This is a genomic window from Pseudomonas sp. Leaf129 (assembly GCF_001423465.1).
Taxonomy (GTDB): Bacteria; Pseudomonadota; Gammaproteobacteria; order Pseudomonadales; family Pseudomonadaceae; genus Aquipseudomonas; species Aquipseudomonas coleopterorum.
The window spans coordinates 61,177-83,225 of sequence record NZ_LMOC01000012.1; the positions used below are offsets into that span (position 1 = coordinate 61,177).

The window sequence follows — 22,049 nt, forward strand, 5'->3', positions numbered from 1 at the left end:
GCGGGCAAAAAACAAGCCGAGGATTATACCCGAGCTAGGACCTCACGCGCCAGTTGAGGTCGGGGTTTGTGCGTGAACATTGCGGCTGAGGAGCTCGCGCAGTTGATTCTTTTCCTCTGCGCTCAGTTCACTCTGTCTTGATTTCCTGAGCAAATGCTCGAGACAACGCTCGCGTTGGCGAGCGGACAAGCTAGTTATAGTGTCGAAAAACTGTTGTTCAAGGTTATCGGCATCGATCAGCCATTCTTTCTCGGCCAATGCGCGCAGCAACTTGCCTTGTTCGGTACCGTGCCATCGCGCGATCAACTGCAGAGAGCGTAGCTTGGGATTCTTCTGCAGGGCTTCGAGCAGTGCCACCAGTAGTTGTGCGTGCAGCTGTTCCTCGTCGGCAAAATGACTGACATCCTCCACCTTCTCCGCCAGTTGCGGATAGTGCAGCAGAGTGCGCAGTGCACTGAGCGTGGGCGGCTCCACCGTCACCGGCGTGCGTGGCTGCGGGCGCGGTTCGAAATCACGCTTGCCCTTGCCTTTCCACGGCTTGCCTTCCCATTTCTTGCCGGACGTCTTGGCCGATGTCCATTGTTGCTGTGGTTCGAAGGCCGGCGGCGCATGAAAGTCACTGAAGTCCGGCGAATAACCCGGCATCGAATCGTAATCGGCCATCGGATCGTGGCTGGGCGTCGGCGCTGGGGGCGCGCTTTGCACCAGCTGGCTGACGGCCTCGCCACTCAAGCCGGTGATCTGGCTCAGGCGATTGCGCATCAGGGTGCGCAGGTTGGCGCCTGGTACCTTGTCGATCAGCGGCGCGGCCAGCGTCGCCATGTGCGCCTTGCCTTCCAGCGAGCGCGGATCGGCTTCTTCGGTCAGCTGCTGGAAAAAATAGTCCGCCAGCGGCTGCGCGTGTTGGTTGATGCGGGCCCGGAAGGCGTCGGTGCCTTCGGCGCGCACCAGGGTGTCCGGGTCTTCGCCTTCGGGCAGGAACAGAAAGCGCGCCTTGCGCCCATCCTGCAAGCTCGGCAGCGCAGCTTCCAGCGCGCGCCAGGCGGCGTTGCGGCCGGCCTGGTCGCCGTCGAAGCAGAACAGCACGCTGGGCACCACGCGGAACAGACGCTTGAGGTGCTCCTCGCTGGTGGCCGTGCCCAGAGTCGCGACGGCGTTGCGCAAGCCTTGCTGGGCCAGGGCAATGACATCCATGTAGCCTTCGACGACGATGATCTCGTCGAGGTTGCGGTTGTGCTTGCGCGCCTCGTACAGGCCGTACAGTTCCTGGCCCTTGTGGAACACCGGGGTTTCCGGAGAGTTCAGGTACTTGGGCTTGTCGTCACCCAAGACCCGGCCACCAAAGGCGATGACCCGCCCGCGGCTATCGCGGATGGGAAACATCACGCGGTCGCGGAAACGGTCGTAGCGCTTGCCCGAGTCGGCGTTTTCCACCAGCAGGCCGGCATCGATCATGGCTTTCTGCTGAAGGCTGTCGCTGCTCAGGTGCTTGAACAGGTTATCCCAGCCGGGCGGTGCGAAACCCAGGCCGAAATCGCGCGCGATCTCGCCGGACAGGCCGCGGCCCTTGAGGTAGTCGACGGCCGCCCGGCGTTGCGGGTGCCCCTTGAGCGCCAGGCGATAGAACTCTGCGGCGGCTTCCAGTAGCGGATACAGCGGTGAGTCGGTCGGCTGGCGCGGTTTGCTGTTGCGCCCGCTGTCTTCGCGCGGCACTTCCATGCCGGCGGCCTTGGCCAGTTCCTCGACGGCCTGGGGAAAGTCCAGGTTGTCGTGGTCCATGATGAAACCAAGGGCGTTGCCACCAGCGCCGCATCCGAAACAGTAATAGAACTGCTTGTCGGGGCTAACGCTGAAAGAGGGGGTCTTTTCCTTGTGAAACGGGCAGCAGGCGGTGTAGTTCTTGCCGGCTTTCTTCATTTGCAGACGTGACTGCACCACATCGACGATGTCGGTGCGGTTGAGCAGGTCGTCGATGAAGCCTTGGGGAATCAGCCCGGCCATGGCGTTCTCTTTATCAGCAGCCCAGGAGCGGAAGTGTACCCATTGGAAATCGGTCTGGCAGGTTTTGCAGCGCTGATTTCTATGTCGGAAACGTCTCTGCGTTCAACGGCGCCTTGGGCAGCAGTCGAAGGAGGGCGTTACCAACGGAATAAGTGTGCTCGTCTGCAGCCTTGCAAGGCTCGTCAGGATGACGTGCACGATCTGGCAATGAAGCCAGTTCTGACGTTTGAGGCGGGGTACTACGGCAACTGCCGGCAGCCCGGCTGTGGGCCGGGCAAGGCAGAAGCTTGCGACGAACGTCTGTGTATTAGTACAGACGAACGGCGCGGCGCTGTTCGCGCTGGACTTTCTTGGCGTGACGTTTGACAGCGGCTGCTGCCTTGCGCTTACGCTCCGAAGTCGGCTTCTCGTAAAATTCGCGGCTACGAACTTCAGCCAGTACACCGGCTTTTTCGCAGGAGCGCTTGAAACGACGCAGAGCTACGTCGAAGGGTTCGTTCTCTTTAACTTTGACGGCTGGCATCCAGAGCTACCTTCATTCATTACCGGGGTCGACATCTCATGGCAAAAGCGCGCATAAGTACGTCGGTTTTTAAGGGTTGCGGATGTTAACCCTTACCCAGCAGGAATGCAAAGCCTCTGATCGAAAACCGCTGGTCGGTGCCCTGTTCGACGACTATCATGCGCGCCTTCGAATACAGCTCCACAAGGCCTGGCCATGCTAGTACTGGGATTGGAAACGTCCTGCGACGAAACCGGTGTCGCATTATACGACAGTGAACGCGGCCTGCTGGCCGATGCGCTGTTCAGCCAGATCGACCTGCACCGCGCCTATGGCGGGGTGGTGCCCGAGCTTGCCTCGCGCGACCACGTCAAGCGCATGCTGCCGCTGATCCGTCAGGTATTGGCCGAGGCCGACTGCGCGGCCACCGAGATCGACGCCATCGCCTATACCGCCGGCCCCGGTCTGGTCGGCGCGCTGCTGGTCGGCGCCTCCTGCGCCCAGGCGCTGGCATTCGCCTGGGACATACCGGCGTTGGGCGTGCACCACATGGAAGGCCATCTGCTGGCACCCATGCTGGAAGAGCAACCGCCGCAGTTTCCGTTCGTCGCCCTGCTGGTGTCCGGCGGCCATACGCAGTTGGTGCAAGTCGACGGCATTGGCCAGTACGCCTTGCTCGGCGAGACCCTGGACGATGCGGCCGGGGAAGCCTTCGATAAGACTGCCAAGCTGATCGGCCTGAACTACCCGGGCGGCCCGGAGATTGCCCGCCTGGCCAGACAGGGCGTGGCCGGGCGCTTCACCTTCCCACGGCCGATGTGCGACCGTCCCGGCCTGGATTTCAGTTTCAGCGGTCTGAAGACCTTCGCGCTCAACACCTGGCAGCAGTGCCGCAGCGCTGGCGACGACGGCGAGCAGACTCGCTGCGATATCTCTCTGGCGTTCGAGCAGGCGGTGGTCGATACGCTGACCTACAAATGCCGCCGGGCCTTGAAGCAGACCGGCCTCAAGCGCCTGGTGATCGCCGGTGGGGTGAGTGCCAACCAGTCATTGCGCCAAGGCCTGGAGAAGATGCTGGGCGAGCTGGGTGGCAACGTCTATTACGCCCGCCCGCAGTTCTGCACCGATAACGGGGCCATGATCGCCTATGCTGGATGTCAGCGTCTGTTGGCCGGGCAGCAGGAAACCCTGGCCATCAGTGTCCAGGCACGTTGGCCGATGGAGCAATTGCCAGCGCTCTGAACGCGCCGGCCAGCCTGCTCAGAAGTGCCGCTCGCGGCCAGCGAACAGATCGCGCAGGTTGCCGCGGTGACGCCAGATGATCAGGATGGTCAGCACGCTCAGGGGCAGCAGTGTCTCTGGGCGTTGCCAGGCCAGCAGCGGCAAAGTCAGTGGCGTGGCGATCAGGGCTGCGAGTGAACTGGTGCGCGTGAGCCGAAAGGTCAGCGCCCAGGCAGCCATGGCCAGCAGCGCGGCAGGCGGGTACAGGCCCAGCAGCAGGCCGGCGGAGGTGGCCACGCCCTTGCCGCCCTTGAAGCGGAAATACAGCGGAAACAGGTGGCCGATCACCGCGCAGAGCCCGATCCAGGCTTGCTGTGCGAGCGTCATCCCGGCTTGCGCGGCAATCAGTACCGGCAGCAAACCCTTGCACAAGTCGCCCAGCAGAGTGAGGATGGCGAGCTTTTTACCGGCCAGGCGTAGCATGTTGGTCGCGCCGGCGTTGCCCGAACCGCTCATTCGCGGGTCGGGAGTGCCCGTCGCGCGGCTGAGCACGATAGCGAAGGACAGCGAGCCGAGCAGGTAGGCGCCAAGCGCCAGCAACCAGAACATGCTTTATTTCCGGGTAGGGAAACCCTTGATTCTAACGGCGCCAGGCGCCCTTGTCGTGCTGCGGAGTGAAGTGCTTGGACAGAGTGTTTATCGAAGGCCTGGAAGTCGACACGGTGATCGGCGCCTATGATTGGGAGCGTGACATTCGTCAGTGCCTGCGTCTGGACCTGGTATTCGCCTGGGACAACCGTCCGGCTGCCGCGGGCGACGACCTGACGCTCGCGCTGGACTACGCGACCGTCTCGCAGCGCATCCAGGCCTTTGCCGCCCAGGCGCGCTTCGAGCTGGTCGAGACCTTCGCCGAGCGCCTTGCCCAATTGCTGATGAGCGAATTCGGTATTCCCTGGCTGCGGCTCAAAGTCACCAAGCCGGGTGCCGTCGTGGCGGCGCAGGGTGTGGGTGTGGAGATCGAGCGCGGATGTCGCTGAATCGAATCTATCTGGGCTTGGGCAGCAACGTCGATCGTCAGCGCCATCTGTGCGCCGGGCTCGACGCATTGGCCGCGTTCCTCGTGGACCTGCGTTGCTCGGCCGTATTCGAAAGCCAGCCGGTGGGTATCAAGAGCGGCCCGTTCTTCAACCTGGTGGTCACCGCGCTGACCGATCTGCCGTTGGAGGAGCTGGACCGCCGGCTGAAATTCATCGAGGCCGACAATGGCCGCTACGCCCCGGACCGCAAGGGGCTGCCGCTGGATATCGATGTATTGTTGTACGCCGACCTGGTCGGCAACTTCGATGGGCTGATATTGCCGCGTGCCGAAATTCTGAAAAACGCGTTCGTCCTGTGGCCATTGGCGCTGATTGCGCCAGAGTTGGTGCATCCGGGTACAGGCGTGAGTCTTGGCCAGTTGTGGCGCGAGGCGATTATCGATCAGGTATTGGCGCCTGTCCCCTTCGAATGGCGCGGACAGCAATTGACCCCTGCCACGCTTTAGATCGCTTGCGCCTTCTTCGCGGGCAGAGACCCGCTCCCACAGGTGATCTCACTTCCCTATGGGAGCCCCAGGTGGTCACACTTCCCATGGGAGCCCCAGGTGATCCCACTTCCCTGTGGGAGCGGGCCTCTGCCCGCGAAGAGGCCCGCCAAGCCACCCTCAACCATCCCCATTCAAACGCCCGCCTTGTACTCCTTCAACACCTCCAACCGCGCCCGTTTCAACGCTTCACCCAGCGCCTGCCCCTTGAACCCCTGAGCAACCAGCGGCTGTACCGCCACCCCCCGCGCGGCTGCAGCCGCACCGCGCAGATAATCCGCCTGAGGATATTCCCGTGCCTCGAACCCCAACCGTCCACGCGCGTCCATTTCGCACGCCATGATGAACTCCTCGAAGCGCTGGGGACGGCGGTACACGTCGAAATTCTGCAACAGCTCCAGCAAGGTCGACGGTTTGAGCTCCAGAGCCCGATGCCCATGGGTATGGTATTCACCGACCAGCACCGCCAGTTCCTGGCAATCCTTGGGCACCTTAAAGCGCTCGTTGACCGCCTTGATCAACTTCACGCCGCGCTGCTCGTGAGCGATATGCCGCGGCCACTCGCTGGGTCGCGTGGTGCCCTTGCCCAGATCGTGCAGCAGACACGCCCAGCGCACGGTCAGCGGCTGCTCATGCCGCGCCGCCTGTTCCAGCACGCTCAAGGTATGCACCCCGGTGTCGATCTCCGGATGATGAGCAGGCGGTTGCGGTACGCCGAACAACGCGTCCACTTCGGGGAGCAATTGTTCCAGCGCTCCGCAGTCGCGCAGCACCTGAATGAACACGTGTGGGTGCGCTTCCAACAGCGCCCGGGAAATTTCCTTCCAACTGCGTTCGGCCGTCAGGGCCTGCAACTCGCCCGATTCACTCAGCTGACGCATCAATTGCAAGGTCGGTTCGGCCACTTGAAAACCCAGTCCGGCATAGCGGGCAGCGAAGCGTGCAACCCGCAATACGCGCAGGGGATCTTCGATGAAAGCGGGGGAGACGTGCTTGAGCAGGCGGTCATGCAGGTCTTGCTGGCCACCGTAGGGATCGATGATCCGACCTTCGTCGTCCTCGGCCATGGCATTGATGGTCAGGTCGCGCCGCGACAGGTCCTCTTCCAGAGTGACGTCCGGGCTGGCATGGAACACGAAACCACCGTAGCCGCGCCCGCTTTTGCGCTCGGTACGCGCCAGGGCATATTCTTCGCCGGTCTGCGGATGCAGAAACACCGGGAAATCGCTGCCGACCGGCCGGTACCCGTCAGCGAGCATTCGTTCGGCGCTGGCACCCACGACTACGCGATCGATGTCGGTGACAGGTATACCCAGAAGGCGATCGCGCACCGCGCCGCCCACTTCATAGATCTTCATTGCAACACCTCCGATGGCCGCGAAGGATAACACCAAGCCACCGAAGGTTTGCCCAGTGCACCGGGCTCAGAGGTGCACGACGTTGAGGTCCGCCCGCCCATGGCTGCCGTCCGTGTGCTCGTTGCGCGGTGGCACGTGGTGCGTCTTGACCAGTTGATCGCCCTGCAGCGTCTCCAGATGGATGTCGAAGCCCCACAAACGGTGCAGGTGCTTAAGCACTTCCTCAGTGGATTCGCCCAGCGGCTTGCGGTCGTGTTGCTGATGACGCAGGGTCAATGAGCGGTCACCGCGTCGATCGATGCTCCAGATCTGCACGTTGGGCTCGCGGTTGCCCAAGTTGTATTGCGCCGCCAGGGTTTCACGGATCGTGCGGTAGCCGTTCTCGTCGTGGATCGCCGGCACCAGCAGTTCGTCGCGCTGGTCGTCGTCCATGATGCTGAACAGCTTCAGGTCGCGAATGACCTTGGGCGACAGGTACTGCAGGATGAAGCTCTCGTCCTTGAAGCTGCTCATGGCGAACTTGATCGTCGACAGCCAGTCACTGCCGGCAATCTCGGGAAACCAGCGGCGATCCTCGTCGTCCGGGTGTTCGCACATGCGCCGTATGTCCCGGTACATGGCAAAACCCAGCGCATAGGGGTTGATACCGTTGTAGTAGGGGCTGTCGAAACCCGGCTGGAACACCACGCTGGTGTGCGACTGCAGAAACTCCATCATGAAACCGTCGGTGACCAGGCCCTCGTCGTAGAGGTCGTTCATCAGGGTGTAGTGCCAGAACGTCGCCCAGCCTTCGTTCATCACCTGGGTCTGGCGCTGGGGATAGAAGTACTGCGCGATCTTGCGCACGATCCTGACGATCTCGCGTTGCCATGGCTCGAGCAACGGCGCGTGTTTCTCGATGAAGTACAGGATGTTCTCCTGCGGCTCGGCCGGAAACCGGGCGTTGTCCTCCTCGCGGTTCTTGTCGGCGCCCTTGGGGATGGTGCGCCACAGATCGTTGATCTGGCGCTGCAGGTGTTCCTCGCGGTCGGCCTGGCGGCGACGTTCCTCCTCGGCGGAAATCGGATACGGACGCTTGTAGCGATCGACACCGTAGTTCATCAACGCGTGGCAGGAGTCGAGCAGGTCTTCCACGGCATCGATACCATGCCGCTCTTCGCACTTCATGATGTAGGACTTGGCGAACACCAGGTAATCGATGATCGAACTGGCGTCGGTCCAGGTGCGGAACAGGTAGTTGCCCTTGAAGAAACTGTTGTGCCCGTAGCAGGCGTGAGCCACCACCAGCGCCTGCATGCAGATGGTGTTCTCTTCCATCAGGTAGGCGATGCACGGATCGGAGTTGATGACGATCTCGTAGGCCAGCCCCATTTGACCGCGCGTGTAGGATTTCTCGGTACTGAGAAAGTGTTTGCCGTAGGACCAATGGTGATAGCCCAGCGGCATGCCGACCGAGGCGTACGCATCCATCATCTGCTCGGCGGTGATCACCTCGATTTGGTTGGGGTAGGTGTCCAGCGCATAGCGCTCGGCGATGCGGCTGATTTCCCGGTCATAGGTCTGGATGAGCTCAAACGTCCATTCCGAGCCCGTGGAGATGGGTTGACGCTTCTGCTCTCTGGCGGTCATGTCGCTAACCTGCGCTGGAAGAGTTCACGGAAGACCGGATAGATATCCCCGGCCGACACCAGCTGTTGCTGGGCGAACGTATCGGCGAACGAATCGCTGATGCGCTCGTATTCGTACCACAGCGCCTGATGTTCGCGCGGCGTGATCTCCACATAGGTGTAGTACTGCACGAACGGCATGATCTGCTTGGTGAGGATTTCCCGACAGATGGGCGAGTCGTCGTTCCAGTTGTCGCCGTCCGAGGCCTGGGCCGCGTAGATGTTCCACTCGTTGGTCGGGTAGCGCGCCGCCATGATTTCCTGCATCAATTTCAGCGCGCTGGAAACGATGGTGCCGCCAGTCTCGCGAGAATAGAAAAACTCCTCCTCGTCGACTTCGCGGGCGCTGGTGTGGTGGCGGATGAATACCACCTCGATCTTGTCGTAGTTACGCTTGAGGAACAGGTACAGCAGGATGAAGAACCGCTTGGCGATGTCCTTGGTCGCCTGGGTCATGGAGCCGGACACATCCATCAGGCAGAACATGACCGCCTTGGAGCTGGGGTTGGGGTGTTTGACCAGCAGGTTGTACTTCACGTCGAAGGTGTCGAGGAAGGGCACTCGATGGATGCGGGCGCTGAGCTTCTCGATTTCCCCCATCAGGGCCTGGATGTCACCGAAATTGTCTGGCTCTTCGATCTTCAGGCGTTCGAGTTCGAGTTTGGCCGCCTTGAGCTTGGCGCGGCTGCTGCCCGAGAGCGCGATGCGCCGCGCGTGGGCGGAACGCAGGGTGCGGATGATGTTGATGCGTGAGGGGTTGCCCTCGTTGCTTATCCCGGCGCGTACCGTCTTGTAGGTGTCGGTACCGCTGAGGTTGCGCTTGACCAGGTTGGGCAGTTCGAGGTCTTCGAACATGAATTCGAGGAATTCTTCCTGGGTGATCTGGAACACGAACTCGTCCATGCCTTCGCCGGAGTTGCCCGCCTTTCCAGGCCCTTTGCCGCCACCCCCACCGCCTTGGGGGCGAGCGATGTGTTCACCGGCCGTGAACTCCTTGTTGCCGGGGTGCACCACGGTCTGCTTGCCACCACGGCCGTGATGCAGCACCGGTTCGTCGATGTCGCGACCGGGAATGCTGATCTGCTCGCCGTGTTCCATGTCGGTGATGGAGCGGCGGCCGACCGCTTCTTCCACGGCCTTCTTGATGTGATCACGGTAACGCCGCAGAAATCGCTGGCGGTTCACCGTGCTCTTGTTCTTGCCATTGAGGCGTCGGTCGATCACATAGCTCATTAGGCCTCCGGGCAGCCTGGCTGCAAGCCACAAGTCGAGAGCGGCGAGGCGCCCGGACGGTCATGTCCGTCCGGGCCCTTCGCTGCCTGAAGCTTACCGCGCGATCACTGCGACTTCCTGACCCGCAGATACCACTCGGACAGCAGACGTACCTGCTTGTCGGTATAGCCGCGCTCGACCATGCGAGTGACGAAATCGTTGTGCTTCTGCTGGTCCTCCTTGCTGGCCTTGGCGTTGAAACTGATGACCGGAAGCAGATCCTCGGTGTTGGAGAACATCTTTTTCTCGATCACCACGCGCAGCTTCTCGTAGCTGAGCCAGGTCGGGTTCTTGCCATTGTTGTTGGCGCGGGCGCGCAACACGAAGTTGACGATCTCGTTGCGGAAATCCTTCGGATTGCTGATGCCGGCCGGCTTCTCGATCTTCTCCAGCTCTTCGTTGAGGGCCACGCGATTGAGGATTTCCCCGGTTTCCGGATCGCGGTATTCCTGATCCTGAATCCAGAAATCGGCGTACAGCACGTAACGGTCGAAGATGTTCTGGCCGTACTCGCTGTAGGACTCCAGGTACGCGGTCTGGATCTCCTTGCCGATGAACTCGATGTAGCGCGGAGCCAGGTATTCCTTGAGGAAGCGCAGGTAGCGCTCACGCACCTCAGCAGGGAACTGCTCCTGCTCGATCTGCTGCTCCAGTACATAAAGCAGGTGCACCGGGTTGGCGGCGATTTCGTGTGGATCGAAGTTGAACACCTTGGACAGGATCTTGAACGCGAAGCGCGTCGACAGACCATTCATCCCTTCGTCCACACCTGCTGTGTCGCGGTATTCCTGGATCGACTTGGCCTTGGGATCGGTGTCCTTGAGGTTTTCGCCGTCGTACACGCGCATCTTCGAGTAGATGTTGGAGTTGTCCGGCTCCTTGAGCCGCGACAGGGTGGTGAACTGGGCGAGCATCTTCAGGGTGTCGGGTGCGCAGTGGGCCTTGGACAGCGAACTGTTGAACAGCAGCTTGTCGTAGATCTTGATCTCGTCGCTCACGCGCAGGCAGTACGGCACTTTGACGATGTAGATCCGGTCGATGAACGCCTCGTTGTTCTTGTTGTTGCGGAAGCTGTGCCATTCCGATTCGTTGGAGTGCGCAAGCAGGATGCCGGAGTAGGGAATCGCGCCCAGACCTTCGGTGCTGTTGTAGTTGCCTTCCTGAGTGGCAGTCAGCAACGGATGGAGCACCTTGATCGGCGCCTTGAACATCTCGACGAACTCCATCAGCCCCTGGTTGGCGCGGCACAGGGCACCGGAGTAGCTGTAGGCGTCGGCGTCGTTCTGCGGGTATTCCTCCAGCTTGCGGATGTCCACCTTGCCCACCAGCGCGGAAATGTCCTGGTTGTTCTCGTCCCCCGGCTCGGTCTTGGCCACGGCGATCTGGTTGAGGATGGAAGGATAAAGCTTGACCACGCGGAACTGGCTGATGTCGCCGCCGAATTCAGCCAGGCGCTTGGTCGCCCAAGGCGACATGATGGTGCTCAGGTAGCGCTGCGGAATGCCGAAGTCTTCCTCCAGGATCGCGCCGTCCTCGGTGGCATTGAACAGGCCCAGGGGCGACTCGAACACCGGCGAGCCCTTGATGGCATAGAACGGCACCTTCTCGATCAACTGCTTGAGCTTCTCGGCCAGCGACGACTTGCCGCCACCGACCGGGCCGAGCAGGTACAGGATCTGTTTCTTTTCTTCCAGACCCTGCGCAGCATGGCGGAAGTACGACACGATCTGGTCGATGCATTCCTCCATGCCGTGGAAGTCTTCGAAGGCGGGGTAGCGGCGGATCACCTTGTTGGAAAAGATGCGCGACAGCCTGGAATTGGTCGACGTATCGAGCAATTCGGGCTCCCCGATCGCCATCAGTATCCGCTCGGCGGCGGAGGCGTAGGTGCTACGGTCCTTTTTGCACAGCTCGAGGTACTCCTGTAATGAGAGCTCTTCCTGGCGTGTGGATTCGAAGCGTTGTTGGAAGTGGCTAAAAATACTCATGACGTCACCTCGCTCGATACGTGGAGCCGACGTCGGATCACTCAGTTGATGCTGGCGGTCACCTGAACCCCTTGGTGGCCGTATACCCCCCAGAACACCCATGTAGTCTTTACCGATTGACCCGCGCGCCGGTGTACCGGCTCTCCCCTGTTATGGATGGCCTGAGCTAAAGGATAGTTGGTAATCGGGGACTTCAAGGGCGGATGCGCAATTAAGTCTCGGTAAGGCTTTGCGCCGATGCCGGGAAGGCCCGTGGGGCGCGGCGTCGGCGCGCGAAAAAAAATTCGTCGCGCCTTGCCCGCCGCCGAGGATTCAGGCCTGGCTGGTTTCGCTCGGAAAGGTGGTGCGCCACAACTCGAAGCCACCATCCAGACTGTAGACGTCGGAGAACCCTTGGCTGACCAGATAGGCGGCGGCGCTCTGGCTGGAGTTGCCGTGGTAGCAGACCACGACCAGCGGTTTGTCCAGGTCGGCTGCCTTGATGAAATCGTGCAGCGAGTGGTTGTCCAGGTGCGTGGAGTCGGTGATGTGGCTGGCCGCGAAGGTCTGCGGATCGCGGATGTCGACCACCACGGCACCCTGTTCGCGCAGGCTGTGGGCTTGTTGCGGAGGGATGCGTTGGAATTCGGTCATGGGCAGGCTCCTGGGCTGGGCATCCATTCTAGCGTTTGTCGCCGGGGGGAGGGAAATCTGCCGCAGGCATCGGTTCGGGTGTAATTGCCCCGCCCTGGTCGGTGCATTGGCATGACAGGCGCACGCCATTGTCGACGTCGAGCAGGGTCATCGCGCCGCCCCATACGCAACCGGTGTCGAGCGCGAAAACGCCCGGCGCGTCGCAGCGACCTTCCAGGGCCGCCCAATGGCCGAAGATGATCTTGAGGTCGCGGGTCTTGCGCTCCTTGTGCGCGAACCAGGGCGCGTAACCGGGCAGCGCGGTGTCGGCGCCTTCCTTGCCCTTGAGGTCGAGCTTGCCGTCAGCGGTGCAGAAGCGCATGCGGGTGAAGTAATTGGTGATCACACGCAGACGAGCGGCGCCCTGCAGTTCCTTGTCCCACTTGTTCGGCTCGTTACCGTACATGCCATCCAGATAGGGCTGAAACAGGTTGTCGTCACGCAGGGCCGTCTCGACTTCGGCGGCCAGACGCAGGGCCTTGCGCAGCGACCACTGGGGCGGAATCCCGGCATGAACCAGAACGGTATTGCGTTGCTCATCGTAGTGCAGCAGCTTCTGGCGGCGCAGCCAGTCGAGTAGTTGCGGGCCGTCTGGCGCTTCGAGGATCTCGCGCAGAGTATCGCCGCGCTTGAGTCGTTCGGCGTCGTGAGCTACCGCCAGCAGGTGCAGGTCATGGTTGCCCAGCACGCAGACCACCGACTCGCGTATGGCATACAGATAGCGCAGGGTTTCCAGCGAGCTCGGTCCGCGATTGACCAGGTCACCCACCAGCCACAAGGTGTCTTTCGTCGGGTCGAAGGCGACCCGCTGCAGCAGGCACTCGAGGGGTTCCAGACAGCCTTGCAAGTCACCGACTGCGTACACCGCCATCAGTGCAGAGCTCCCGGCACGGCGAGGCGAAACGGCGCGATTACGGCTTCGAACTGCTTGCCGTCCTCGGCTTGCATCTGATAACTGCCCTGCATGTTGCCCACGGTGGTGGCCATGACCGTACCGCTTGAGTAGGTATGACTCGCGCCTGCAGCAATAAGCGGTTGCTGGCCGATCACGCCCGGGCCACGGACTTCTTCGACCTTGCCGTCGCCATCGGTGATCACCCAATGACGTGATAGCAGGCGAGCCGGCAGTTGCCCGTTGTTGAGCACGGTCACGGTATAGGCGAAAGCAAAACGATGCTGCTCGGGTTGGGACTGTTCGGGCAGGAAACGGGTCACGACGCTGACGTCGATCTGATAGCGAGGATCGGACATGCAAAAGGCCTTGAAAACGAGAGCGAATGTAGCCGGCGTCGGCCGGTTCAGGTCAGTCTAGGTCAAATAGAGGGCCTGTGGACCAACGCGTGGTCCACGTTAGAGGTCAGAGCGCGTCGCTTCGTTCGGCCAATTGATCGGCCAGGCGTACGAAAGCTGCCAGGTCGAGTTGCTCGGGCCGCAGGCTGCCGTCGACGCCGGCCGCTTCGATCGCCTCATTGGGCAGCAACGCCTTGAGGGTATTGCGCAAGGTCTTGCGGCGCTGGTTGAACGCTTCGCGGACGACACGTTCGAGCAGGCGGTGATCCTTGGCCGGATGGGGCAGGGTGGTATGAGGCACCAGTCGCACGATGGCCGAATCGACCTTGGGCGGTGGATTGAACGCACCGGGTCCGACGTTGAACAGGTGTTCGACGCGGCAGTGGTACTGAACCATGATCGACAGACGACCCCAGTCGCCACCGCCAGGCCCTGCAGCCATGCGCTCGACCACTTCCTTCTGCAGCATGAAATGCATGTCGCGAATCAGATGGGCGTTGTGCAGCAGATGGAAGATCAGCGGTGTGGAAATGTTGTACGGCAGGTTACCGACTACGCGCAGGGTAGCGGGCTCGGCACCCAGACTGGTGAAGTCGAACTTCAACGCGTCGCCCTGGTGCAGACGGAAGTTGTCACGGCCTGCGAACTGCTGATTGAGAATCGGCACCAGGTCCTTGTCCAGTTCCACGACGTCCAGTTGCGCGCCGCTGCCCAGCAGGCCTTCGGTCAGCGCGCCCTGGCCCGGTCCGATTTCCAGCAGGTGTTCACCGGGCTTGGCATGGATCGAGCGAAGGATACGGTCAATAACGCCGGCGTCATGAAGAAAGTTCTGACCAAAGCGCTTGCGCGCCCGGTGTTGGTATTGCTCGGTCATTAAAATGTCTCGGCCATTCGATAGGCGGTGTCGAGGGCGACGCGCAGGCTGCCGGTATCGACCTTGCCGGTCCCGGCCAGGTCGAGGGCGGTGCCATGGTCCACGGAGGTGCGGATGATTGGCAGCCCCAGGGTGACGTTGACCGCCGCGCCAAAGCCCTTGTACTTGAGTACGGGCAGGCCTTGGTCGTGATACATCGCCAGCACCGCGTCGCAATGCTGCAGGTATTTGGGAGTGAAGAGCGTATCGGCAGGCAGCGGCCCACGCAGATCCATGCCCTCGGTGCGTAGACGCTCCAGGGTGGGCTCGATGATGTCTATTTCTTCGCGACCCAAGTGGCCGCCCTCACCGGCGTGCGGGTTGAGGCCGCAGACCAGGATGCGCGGGCGAGCCAGGCCGAATTTGCCCTGCAGGTCGGCATGCAGAATGCGAGTGACCCGCTCCAGGCGTTCGGAGGTGATTGCGTCGGCTACGTCGCGCAGCGGCAGGTGAGTGGTCACCAGCGCCACGCGCAGATCGCCGGTGGCCAGCATCATCACTACCTGTTCGGTCGCGGTGAGGTCGGCGAGGAATTCGGTATGTCCGGAAAACGCGATGCCACCGTCGTTGATGACACCCTTGTGCACCGGCGCGGTGATCATGCCTGCGAACAGACCGTCGAGACAGCCTTGGGCCGCACGGGTCAGGGTCTGCAGCACGAACGCGGCATTGGCTGTATCCAGCTCACCTGTACGCACAGGCGCGCCCAGCGGTGTATCCCATACGTACAGACTGCCAGCGGGCGCAGGATGGTCGGGGAGGGCGTCGGCATCGACTGCCAGCAGACTGACGGCCAGCCCCAGTTGCGCGGCCCGCTCGGCGAGCAGGTCACGACTGGTGATGGCTATCAGGGGGTGAGGCTGGGGTTGCGCGGCGAGCAACAAGCATAGGTCAGGACCTATGCCCGCCGGTTCGCCGGGCGTCAATGCGAAACGCTTGGGTGTCACTGTGCGGCCTGGTCGGCGCCAGGCAGCTTGATTTCAACGTAGGCTTCGTCGCGGATCTGGCGCATCCAGGTCTGCAGCTCTTCGTCGTATTTGCGGTTACGCAACACGTTCATTGCCTGCTGATCGCGAGCCTGCTCGGTGTTGTCGGTCGCGCGGCGGCCGAGTACCTGCAGAACGTGCCAGCCGAACTGCGTCTGGAATGGACGCGAGACCGATTCCACTGGTGTCGAGGCCATGGTTTCGCGGAACTCGGGTACCAGCGACTGTGGGTTGACCCAATTCAGGTCGCCACCGTTGAGTGCCGAGCCTGGATCTTCCGAGAAATTCTTCGCCAGGGTGGCGAAGTCTTCGCCGTTCTCGATACGCTCGTACAGTTTGCGCGCCAGCTCTTCGGTTTGCGCCGGACTGCGAATCTCGCTCGGCTTCAACAGAATGTGGCGTACATGCACTTCGTCGACGGTCTGGACGCCGCCGCCGCGCTTGTCCAGCACCTTGAGGATGATGAAGCCCACAGGCGTGCGCACTGGTTGCGTGACATCACCAACCGGCATGGTGCTCAGCATGCGATCGAAAGGTGGTGGCAATTGCGCCGGCTTGCGCCAGCCCATGTCGCCGCCTTCGAGGGCGTTCTCGCTCGACGAGCTGGCAATGGCCAGCTTGTTGAAGTCGGCACCCTGCTTGAGTTGGCGATAGATATCTTCGGCCTTGCTGGCCGCTGCCTGGATGGCCGCCGAACTGGCGCTTTCCGGAACCTGGATCTGGATGTTGGCCAGGTGCAGTTCCTCGGACAGCTGCATCTTGCCCAGGTCCGAGGCGAGGAAGTTCTTCACTTCCTGCTCCGACACCTGGATGCGCTCGGCCACGCGACGCTGACGCACGCGGCTGATGATCATCTCGCGCTTCACCTGCTCGCGCGCATCGTCATACGACAGGCCGTCATGCGCCAATGCGGCGCGGAACTGCGCGGTCGACATGTTGTTGCGCTGGGCGATGGTGGCGATGGCACCGTTGAGTTCTTCGTCGGTGATGCGAATGCCGGAACGCTCGCCGATCTGCAGTTGCAGATTCTCGACGATCAGGCGTTCCAGCACCTGCTGTTGCAGGACGCTGGCGGGAGGCACGCCACCACTGCCGCCACGCTTGGCGATGGTTTGCTGCACTTCCTTGACGCGCTGGTCGAGCTGACTTTGCATGACCACGTCGTTGTCGACGATGGCCACGACACGGTCCAGCTGTTGCACCGCGGCGTGCGCCGTGGTGCCCAGCAGCATGGCGCCCAGCACGACTGGGCGCAGCAGATCACATAGCTTGGTCTTCACGTTCACGATAACCTTGAATGCCCTTGTCGAGGAAACCCTCAACCTTATTGCCTACCACGCCACCGAGGCCCTTCAGCACGATTTGCAGGAAGATGCCATGGTCGCCTTTTTCGTTCTGCGGGGCGGCCTGGCTGTATTCGTCGTAGTCAACCCAGTAACGGTTGATCAGACGCATCTTCCAGCAGCAGTTGTCGTACTCGAAACCACCGAAGGCTTCCAGCGTGCGGTTGCGGTTGTAGTCGAACTGCCAGCGGCTGATGACGCTCCACTGCGGCACGATCGGCCACATGACCGAGAAGTCATGCTGCTGGATCTTGTAGTAGTCCTTCACGTAGTTCGGATCGCCCGGCTGACCGTAGTCGCCACCGAAGGTCCAGCGACCGGTCGCCGAATCGTAGTGCACGGTGTCGTCGCGGTAGCGATAGCCCAGGTTGACCACCTTGTTGGGGTTGTCTTCAGGCTGGTAGTGGAACATCGCGCTGCCCGAACGAGTGCTGCGGCTGTCTGGATCCCAGTTGAAATCCGAGCTGAAGCGCCAGTCGCGGTTGAAGCGGTATTCGTATTCCAGGGCGTACGGCGAAACGTTGGCCTGTGCATCGTCGCGGGTCTTGAAGTCGACGCCCGGCAGTTGCACTTCGCGATCCCGGAAATACAGGGCCTGACCGACGCTGACACGCTGACGCTCGAAACCGTTGTCTTCGATCCAGCGGCTGGTCACGCCCAGCGACAGCTTGTTCTCGTCGCCCACGCGGTCGGTACCGGTGAAGCGGTTTTCACGGAACAATGAACCGTAGCTGAAGGTAGTTTCCGAGGTGTCGAACACGGGAATGTCGGTCTGGTCTTCCTCAGGTACATAGAGGTAGAACAGGCGCGGCTCCAGAGTCTGGCGGAAGTTGGTACCGAACATCTGCGTGTCGCGATCGAAGTACAGGCCGCTGTCGATGCTGGCGATCGGTACACCACGGTTCTGCGAGCTGCTGAAACGCTCGTCGGCCAGCAGGGTGTTCTTGCCGCGGCTGTCCAGATCCAGGTCGTACTGGGTGTACATGTACTTGAGCGACGGACGCACGAAGCCCCAGTTCCAGTTCAGCGGTAGGGCCACACCAGGTTCCAGGTTCAGGCGGTTGCCGTTGGCACGGGCCAGGCCGGAGACGTTGTTGTCGATACGGCGATCACTGAAACCATCTTCGTTGATGAACGTACCGGTGCGCAGATCACGCTCGAAACGAACGATCTCGCTGTTGTACGTGAAGTCCAGACCACCCGGATGGTAAGGCAGTGCACCGTTGAAGGTGATCTGCGGCATGCGGTTGTACGGAGTGATGTCCGCCACGGTCGCCAGCTTGTACGCCTGGACGTTCAAGCGTGCGGTGTAGGTATCGCCACGATAGGTCAGGGCACCCTGCTGGTTGATCCAGTCGTGGCGCTCGACGCCGATCTGGTCGGACTGCAGGTCCTGGAAGTAGTAAGGATCGCTGATGTCGGTGTAGTCGACTTCAGTGGTCAGGCGTGAATCCAGACCACCTTTGTGCTGCCAGTTGACCATCCAGCGAGTCTTGTCGTAGTCGGACTGCAGGCGGCGATCGTCGTTCTCGTCGTTGAGGTACGCACCACCGAACTGGCCTTCGCTGGTCTTGGTCAGGTAGCGGAACTCGCCTTCCATCATCACGCCGCGCTTGGCCATGTAGCGCGGATACAACGTGGCGTCGTAGTTGGGCGCCAGGTTGAAGTAGTACGGCGTGACGAGGGTGAAGCCGCTGTCGCTGTCGGTGGCGAAGGACGGCGGGAGGAAGCCGGACTGGCGACGGTCGTCGATCGGGAAGTAGATATACGGCGTGTACAGCACCGGAATATCCTTCACGCGAAGGGTGACGTTGGTCGCGGTGCCGAAACCGGTGGCCGGGTTCAGCGTGATGTTGTTGCCCTTGAGCTGCCAGGCGTTGCTGTCCGGCTCACAGGTGGTATAGGTACCGTCCTTGAGGCGGATGATCGCGTTTTCGGCACGCTTGGCGTACAGCGCACTGCCGCGGATGCGCGACTTGTGCAGCACGTATTCGGCGTTGTCGACCTGGGCTTCGCCGGTGTCGAGCTGGACCTGGGCGTGGTCGCCCACGACCAGCGCGCCGTTGTCGCGCAGCTTGACGTTGCCGTTGAGCTCGCCACGGTTCTCGGCCTGATGCAGGCTGGCCTCGTCGGCCTCGATCTGCATGCTGCCCTGGCGCATCACCACGTCACCGGCCAGCGAAGCGATCTGCTCTTCGGTCTGGTAGCGCGAAGCCTTGGCGCCGATGAAGGTCGGAGACTCGCTCTTGGGCGTGTTGTCGCTCATGCCGGGACGCACGGGTTCGATGTACGCACCGGAGCAGTACGGCCCGGTTTCGGCCAGTTGCGCGGCAGTCAGCTTGCTGCGCGGTACCCAGTCCAAGTGGCTGTAGTCGGCGCTGCGCGAGGTCAGGCCACGGCCCTTGCTCTGGGTGACGGCCACCGGGCCGACGGTCTTCTCTTCACGCGAAGAGCCGCCGCCACTGCCTGCCACCGCCGCGCCGTCGTGCACGGGGCGTGGCGGCAGCTGCGCAGCCGGGGCCTTGGGGTTGCAGTCCCAGGCGCCGGCAGCGGAAACTTGGCAGTCGAATTGCTCTGCAGCAAAGACGAACTGGGTGGCCATGGGTTGCATCACCAGCAAACCGCCAGTGACCAGCAACGGAAATTTTTTACGAAACGCGGGGGATTTCAATGCCATCTTATTAGTCCGGGCTTCCTGCGTGCCATCTTGCCCGCGGGGGGGCCGCACGCCTCTCGATGGTCTGAAAAAGATGCTGGATAATAAAGCATGACCCGCTTGACGGCTAGCGCCGTCGGAGACCCTTGCAATGCCTGATCAAGATGTACGCCTGCAACACCTCAAAACATGGCTCGACGAGCAACTGGAGAAACTCTTCCAGGCTCGTGAATGGGGCGCCGTACCCCCGGCCACGTTGACTGCGGCCAGTAGCGATGCCAGTTTTCGTCGGTACTTCCGCTGGCAGGGCCAGGGTCGCAGTTTTATCGTCATGGACGCGCCACCGCCCCAGGAAAACTGCGCGCCGTTCGTGAAAATCGACGAATTGCTGGCGACTGCCGGCCTCAATGTGCCGCAGATTCATGCCCAGGACCTGGAACGTGGCTTCCTGCTGTTGAGCGATCTTGGCCACCAGACCTACCTGGACGTGATCGATGCGGACAACGCCGAAGCGCTGTTCGCCGACGCCATCGACGCCTTGCTGGCGCTGCAGAAACTACCGGCCAGCGGCGACCTGCCCAGCTACGACGTGGCGCTGCTGCGGCGCGAGCTGGAACTGTTTCCGGAATGGTACGTTGGCAAGGCCTTGGGCAAACAGCTGGACGCCGAGCAACTGGCGGCCTGGCAGCGCGTGAGCACGCGCCTGATCGATAGCGCCCTGGCGCAGCCCAAGGTACTGGTGCATCGCGACTTCATGCCGCGCAATCTCATGGTCAGCGAGCCTAATCCAGGCGTGCTGGACTTTCAGGATGCGGTCTACGGCCCGGTCACCTACGACATCACCTGCCTGTTCAAGGACGCCTTTCTCAGCTGGCCAGAGGAGCGTGTGCAGGCATGGCTGCAGCGTTACTGGGAGCAGGCAGGCGAGCAGGGCATACCGGTGCAGCTGGACTTCGCCGAGTTCTGCCGTGCCAGCGACCTGATGGGCGTGCAGCGCCATCTTAAAGTGATCGGCATTTTCGCCCGTATCTGCCATCGTGACGGCAAACCCCGTTACCTGGCCGACGTACCGCGTTTCTTCTCTTATATAGAAACGGTACTGGCGCGGCGTCCCGAGCTGGCTGAATTGGGTCAACTGTTCAAAAGCCTTGGAGTGTCCTCATGAAAGCCATGATCCTGGCGGCAGGCAAGGGCGAGCGCATGCGCCCGCTGACCCTGACCACGCCCAAGCCGTTGCTGAGCGTCGGTGGCAAACGGTTGATCGAATACCACCTGCTCGCGTTGGCCAAGGCGGGCTTCAACGAAGTGGTGATCAATCACGCCTGGCTGGGCCAGCAGATCGAAGACTACCTGGGCGACGGCGCTCGTTATGGTGTGGCCATCGAGTATTCGCGCGAGACCGAACCGCTGGAAACCGGCGGCGGCATTCGTCAGGCGTTACCGCTGCTGGGTGATGCACCGTTTCTGGTGGTCAATGGCGACATCTGGACTGACTACGATTTCAGCCAATTGCGCGGCCCATTGGCGGGCCAGGCTCATCTGGTACTGGTCGACAACCCGGCCCAGCATCCGCAGGGTGACTTCACCCTGCTCGAAGGCCAGGTGCGCGACCAGCCCGGGTTGACCTACAGCGGCATCGCCGTGCTCGACCCCGAGCTGTTCGACGGCCATGGCGAAACCGCTTTCAAGCTCGCGCCGTTGTTGCGCCGCGCGATGGACGTGGGGCAGGTGACCGGCGAGCACTACCGGGGTCAGTGGATCGACGTCGGCACGCCGCAGCGGCTGAGCGACCTGGATCGGCTCCTGGCCGAGCGGGGTTGATATGCTGTGGCCCGCAACGGTAGCCGGCGCAGCGGCAGGTTATGCCATTGCCGACATTCCAGGCGCGCTGCTAGGCCTGGTGCTTGGTCAAGCGCTGGATCGCCATCTCAGGTTACAGACCTGGGGGGAGTTGCTGGATCGGCTCAAGGGCAAGTCGGTGCTGCGCGACGAAGAGCTGTTGTTCGTCCTGCTGGGCCGGGTGGCCAAGGCCGAAGGCCAGGTGCTCGCGGCGCATATCCAGCAGGCGCGCCTGGAAATGCGCTCTTTGAACCTCAACGAGCAGGCACGTCGCCGCGCCATCGGTGCATTCAATCGGGGCAAGGCGGGGGGTGATCAGTTGCGCGGGCACCTGCTGCGCCTCAAGCATCAACCCAATTCCGCCGAAGGCATGCTGCGTGCCTGCTGGCGGATGGTCTGGGCCGATGGTCGCGCCGGAACCGCCGAACGCGAGCTGGTGGTCACCTGGGGCAAGTGGCTGGGCTGGTCGTCGGCGCGCGTGCAGGGGCTTGGGCAAGACTACGAGCCGCGCCACAGACCGGTGACCAAGCGTGGCGGTGCCTACGAAGAAGCGATGCGTTTGCTGGGAGTGTCCTCGACCACCGAGCCGGATCAGATCAAGCGCGCCTACCGGCGCCTCTTGAGCCGACATCACCCCGACAAGCTGGTCGGCAGTGGCGCAACCCCGGCGCAGATTCGCGAGGCGACCGACCGCACCCGTGAGCTGCACAACGCCTACAGCCTGATCCGCGAGCGCCGCGATCTGCGTTGATGGGCCGG

At 62.0% G+C, this 22,049-nt stretch carries 20 protein-coding genes; 6 read left to right on the plus strand and 14 right to left on the minus strand.

Annotated features, from left to right (window positions below; translation table 11 throughout):
• Positions 1 to 42 precede the first annotated feature (42 nt).
• A complete protein-coding gene (gene dnaG / locus ASF66_RS21505) occupies positions 43 to 2,001 on the minus strand; it encodes a DNA primase (RefSeq protein WP_056845309.1) in 1,959 nt (652 codons plus the stop codon).
• Positions 2,002 to 2,308: 307 nt separating this feature from the next.
• Positions 2,309 to 2,524, minus strand: a complete 216-nt coding sequence (rpsU, locus tag ASF66_RS21510; RefSeq protein ID WP_002551877.1) for a 30S ribosomal protein S21 — start codon at positions 2,522 to 2,524, stop codon at positions 2,309 to 2,311.
• 195 nt (positions 2,525 to 2,719) lie between these two features.
• On the opposite strand from rpsU, the gene tsaD reads away from it, so the two are divergent.
• Positions 2,720 to 3,745 carry a tRNA (adenosine(37)-N6)-threonylcarbamoyltransferase complex transferase subunit TsaD gene (gene tsaD, locus ASF66_RS21515; RefSeq protein ID WP_049862420.1) on the plus strand — a complete coding sequence of 342 codons (1,026 nt, stop codon included), beginning with the start codon at positions 2,720 to 2,722 and terminating at the stop codon, positions 3,743 to 3,745.
• 18 nt (positions 3,746 to 3,763) lie between these two features.
• Here the strand turns inward: tsaD and plsY are convergent, their stop codons facing one another.
• Complete coding sequence (plsY, locus tag ASF66_RS21520; protein ID WP_049862419.1) at positions 3,764 to 4,333, minus strand: glycerol-3-phosphate 1-O-acyltransferase PlsY; 570 nt, start codon at positions 4,331 to 4,333, stop codon at positions 3,764 to 3,766.
• Positions 4,334 to 4,407: 74 nt separating this feature from the next.
• Here plsY and folB point away from each other — a divergent pair, with 74 nt between their 5' ends.
• Entirely contained in the window at positions 4,408 to 4,761 is a 354-nt protein-coding gene (gene folB, locus ASF66_RS21525) for a dihydroneopterin aldolase (protein ID WP_056845310.1), read from the plus strand.
• A complete protein-coding gene (folK, locus tag ASF66_RS21530) occupies positions 4,752 to 5,267 on the plus strand; it encodes a 2-amino-4-hydroxy-6-hydroxymethyldihydropteridine diphosphokinase (RefSeq protein ID WP_056845311.1) in 516 nt (171 codons plus the stop codon). The genes folB and folK overlap by 10 nt, the downstream gene beginning before the upstream one ends.
• A 173-nt stretch (positions 5,268 to 5,440) precedes the next feature.
• Here folK and ASF66_RS21535 read toward each other — a convergent pair whose 3' ends face one another.
• From ASF66_RS21535 to ASF66_RS21585, 11 genes are all read right to left on the minus strand, one after another.
• A complete protein-coding gene (locus ASF66_RS21535) occupies positions 5,441 to 6,664 on the minus strand; it encodes a multifunctional CCA addition/repair protein (protein ID WP_056845312.1) in 1,224 nt (407 codons plus the stop codon).
• A 66-nt stretch (positions 6,665 to 6,730) separates the two neighbouring features.
• Positions 6,731 to 8,293 (minus strand): SpoVR family protein, encoded by a 1,563-nt coding sequence (locus ASF66_RS21540; RefSeq protein WP_056845313.1) that lies wholly within the window; start codon positions 8,291 to 8,293, stop codon positions 6,731 to 6,733.
• Positions 8,290 to 9,564, minus strand: a complete 1,275-nt coding sequence (locus ASF66_RS21545) for a YeaH/YhbH family protein (RefSeq protein WP_049862414.1) — start codon at positions 9,562 to 9,564, stop codon at positions 8,290 to 8,292. The genes ASF66_RS21540 and ASF66_RS21545 overlap by 4 nt, the downstream gene beginning before the upstream one ends.
• Before the next feature lie 104 nt (positions 9,565 to 9,668).
• On the minus strand, positions 9,669 to 11,591 hold the full coding sequence (locus tag ASF66_RS21550; protein WP_049862413.1) for a PrkA family serine protein kinase: 1,923 nt from the start codon (positions 11,589 to 11,591) through the stop codon (positions 9,669 to 9,671).
• Between the two features lie 312 nt (positions 11,592 to 11,903).
• Positions 11,904 to 12,224, minus strand: a complete 321-nt coding sequence (gene glpE, locus ASF66_RS21555) for a thiosulfate sulfurtransferase GlpE (protein WP_049862412.1) — start codon at positions 12,222 to 12,224, stop codon at positions 11,904 to 11,906.
• 28 nt (positions 12,225 to 12,252) lie between these two features.
• A complete protein-coding gene (locus tag ASF66_RS21560; RefSeq protein WP_056845314.1) occupies positions 12,253 to 13,134 on the minus strand; it encodes a symmetrical bis(5'-nucleosyl)-tetraphosphatase in 882 nt (293 codons plus the stop codon).
• Complete coding sequence (gene apaG / locus ASF66_RS21565; RefSeq protein WP_049862410.1) at positions 13,134 to 13,514, minus strand: Co2+/Mg2+ efflux protein ApaG; 381 nt, start codon at positions 13,512 to 13,514, stop codon at positions 13,134 to 13,136. The genes ASF66_RS21560 and apaG overlap by 1 nt, the downstream gene beginning before the upstream one ends.
• 106 nt (positions 13,515 to 13,620) lie before the next feature.
• A complete protein-coding gene (gene rsmA / locus ASF66_RS21570) occupies positions 13,621 to 14,427 on the minus strand; it encodes a 16S rRNA (adenine(1518)-N(6)/adenine(1519)-N(6))-dimethyltransferase RsmA (protein WP_056845315.1) in 807 nt (268 codons plus the stop codon).
• Positions 14,427 to 15,413, minus strand: coding sequence for a 4-hydroxythreonine-4-phosphate dehydrogenase PdxA (gene pdxA, locus ASF66_RS21575; protein ID WP_056845316.1), 987 nt, complete (start codon positions 15,411 to 15,413; stop codon positions 14,427 to 14,429). The genes rsmA and pdxA overlap by 1 nt, the downstream gene beginning before the upstream one ends.
• Complete coding sequence (gene surA, locus ASF66_RS21580; RefSeq protein ID WP_177327982.1) at positions 15,410 to 16,738, minus strand: peptidylprolyl isomerase SurA; 1,329 nt, start codon at positions 16,736 to 16,738, stop codon at positions 15,410 to 15,412. Before surA ends, pdxA begins: the two co-directional genes overlap by 4 nt.
• Entirely contained in the window at positions 16,713 to 19,472 is a 2,760-nt protein-coding gene (locus tag ASF66_RS21585; RefSeq protein ID WP_049862406.1) for an LPS-assembly protein LptD, read from the minus strand. Before ASF66_RS21585 ends, surA begins: the two co-directional genes overlap by 26 nt.
• Positions 19,473 to 19,602: 130 nt before the next feature.
• Here ASF66_RS21585 and ASF66_RS21590 point away from each other — a divergent pair, with 130 nt between their 5' ends.
• The 3 genes from ASF66_RS21590 to ASF66_RS21600 are packed head-to-tail and all read left to right on the plus strand — an operon-like array spanning position 19,603 to position 22,041.
• Positions 19,603 to 20,616, plus strand: a complete 1,014-nt coding sequence (locus tag ASF66_RS21590) for an aminoglycoside phosphotransferase family protein (protein WP_056845317.1) — start codon at positions 19,603 to 19,605, stop codon at positions 20,614 to 20,616.
• A complete protein-coding gene (murU, locus tag ASF66_RS21595) occupies positions 20,613 to 21,272 on the plus strand; it encodes an N-acetylmuramate alpha-1-phosphate uridylyltransferase MurU (protein ID WP_056845318.1) in 660 nt (219 codons plus the stop codon). Before ASF66_RS21590 ends, murU begins: the two co-directional genes overlap by 4 nt.
• Position 21,273: 1 nt before the next feature.
• Complete coding sequence (locus ASF66_RS21600) at positions 21,274 to 22,041, plus strand: DnaJ domain-containing protein (RefSeq protein ID WP_056845319.1); 768 nt, start codon at positions 21,274 to 21,276, stop codon at positions 22,039 to 22,041.
• Positions 22,042 to 22,049 lie beyond the last annotated feature (8 nt).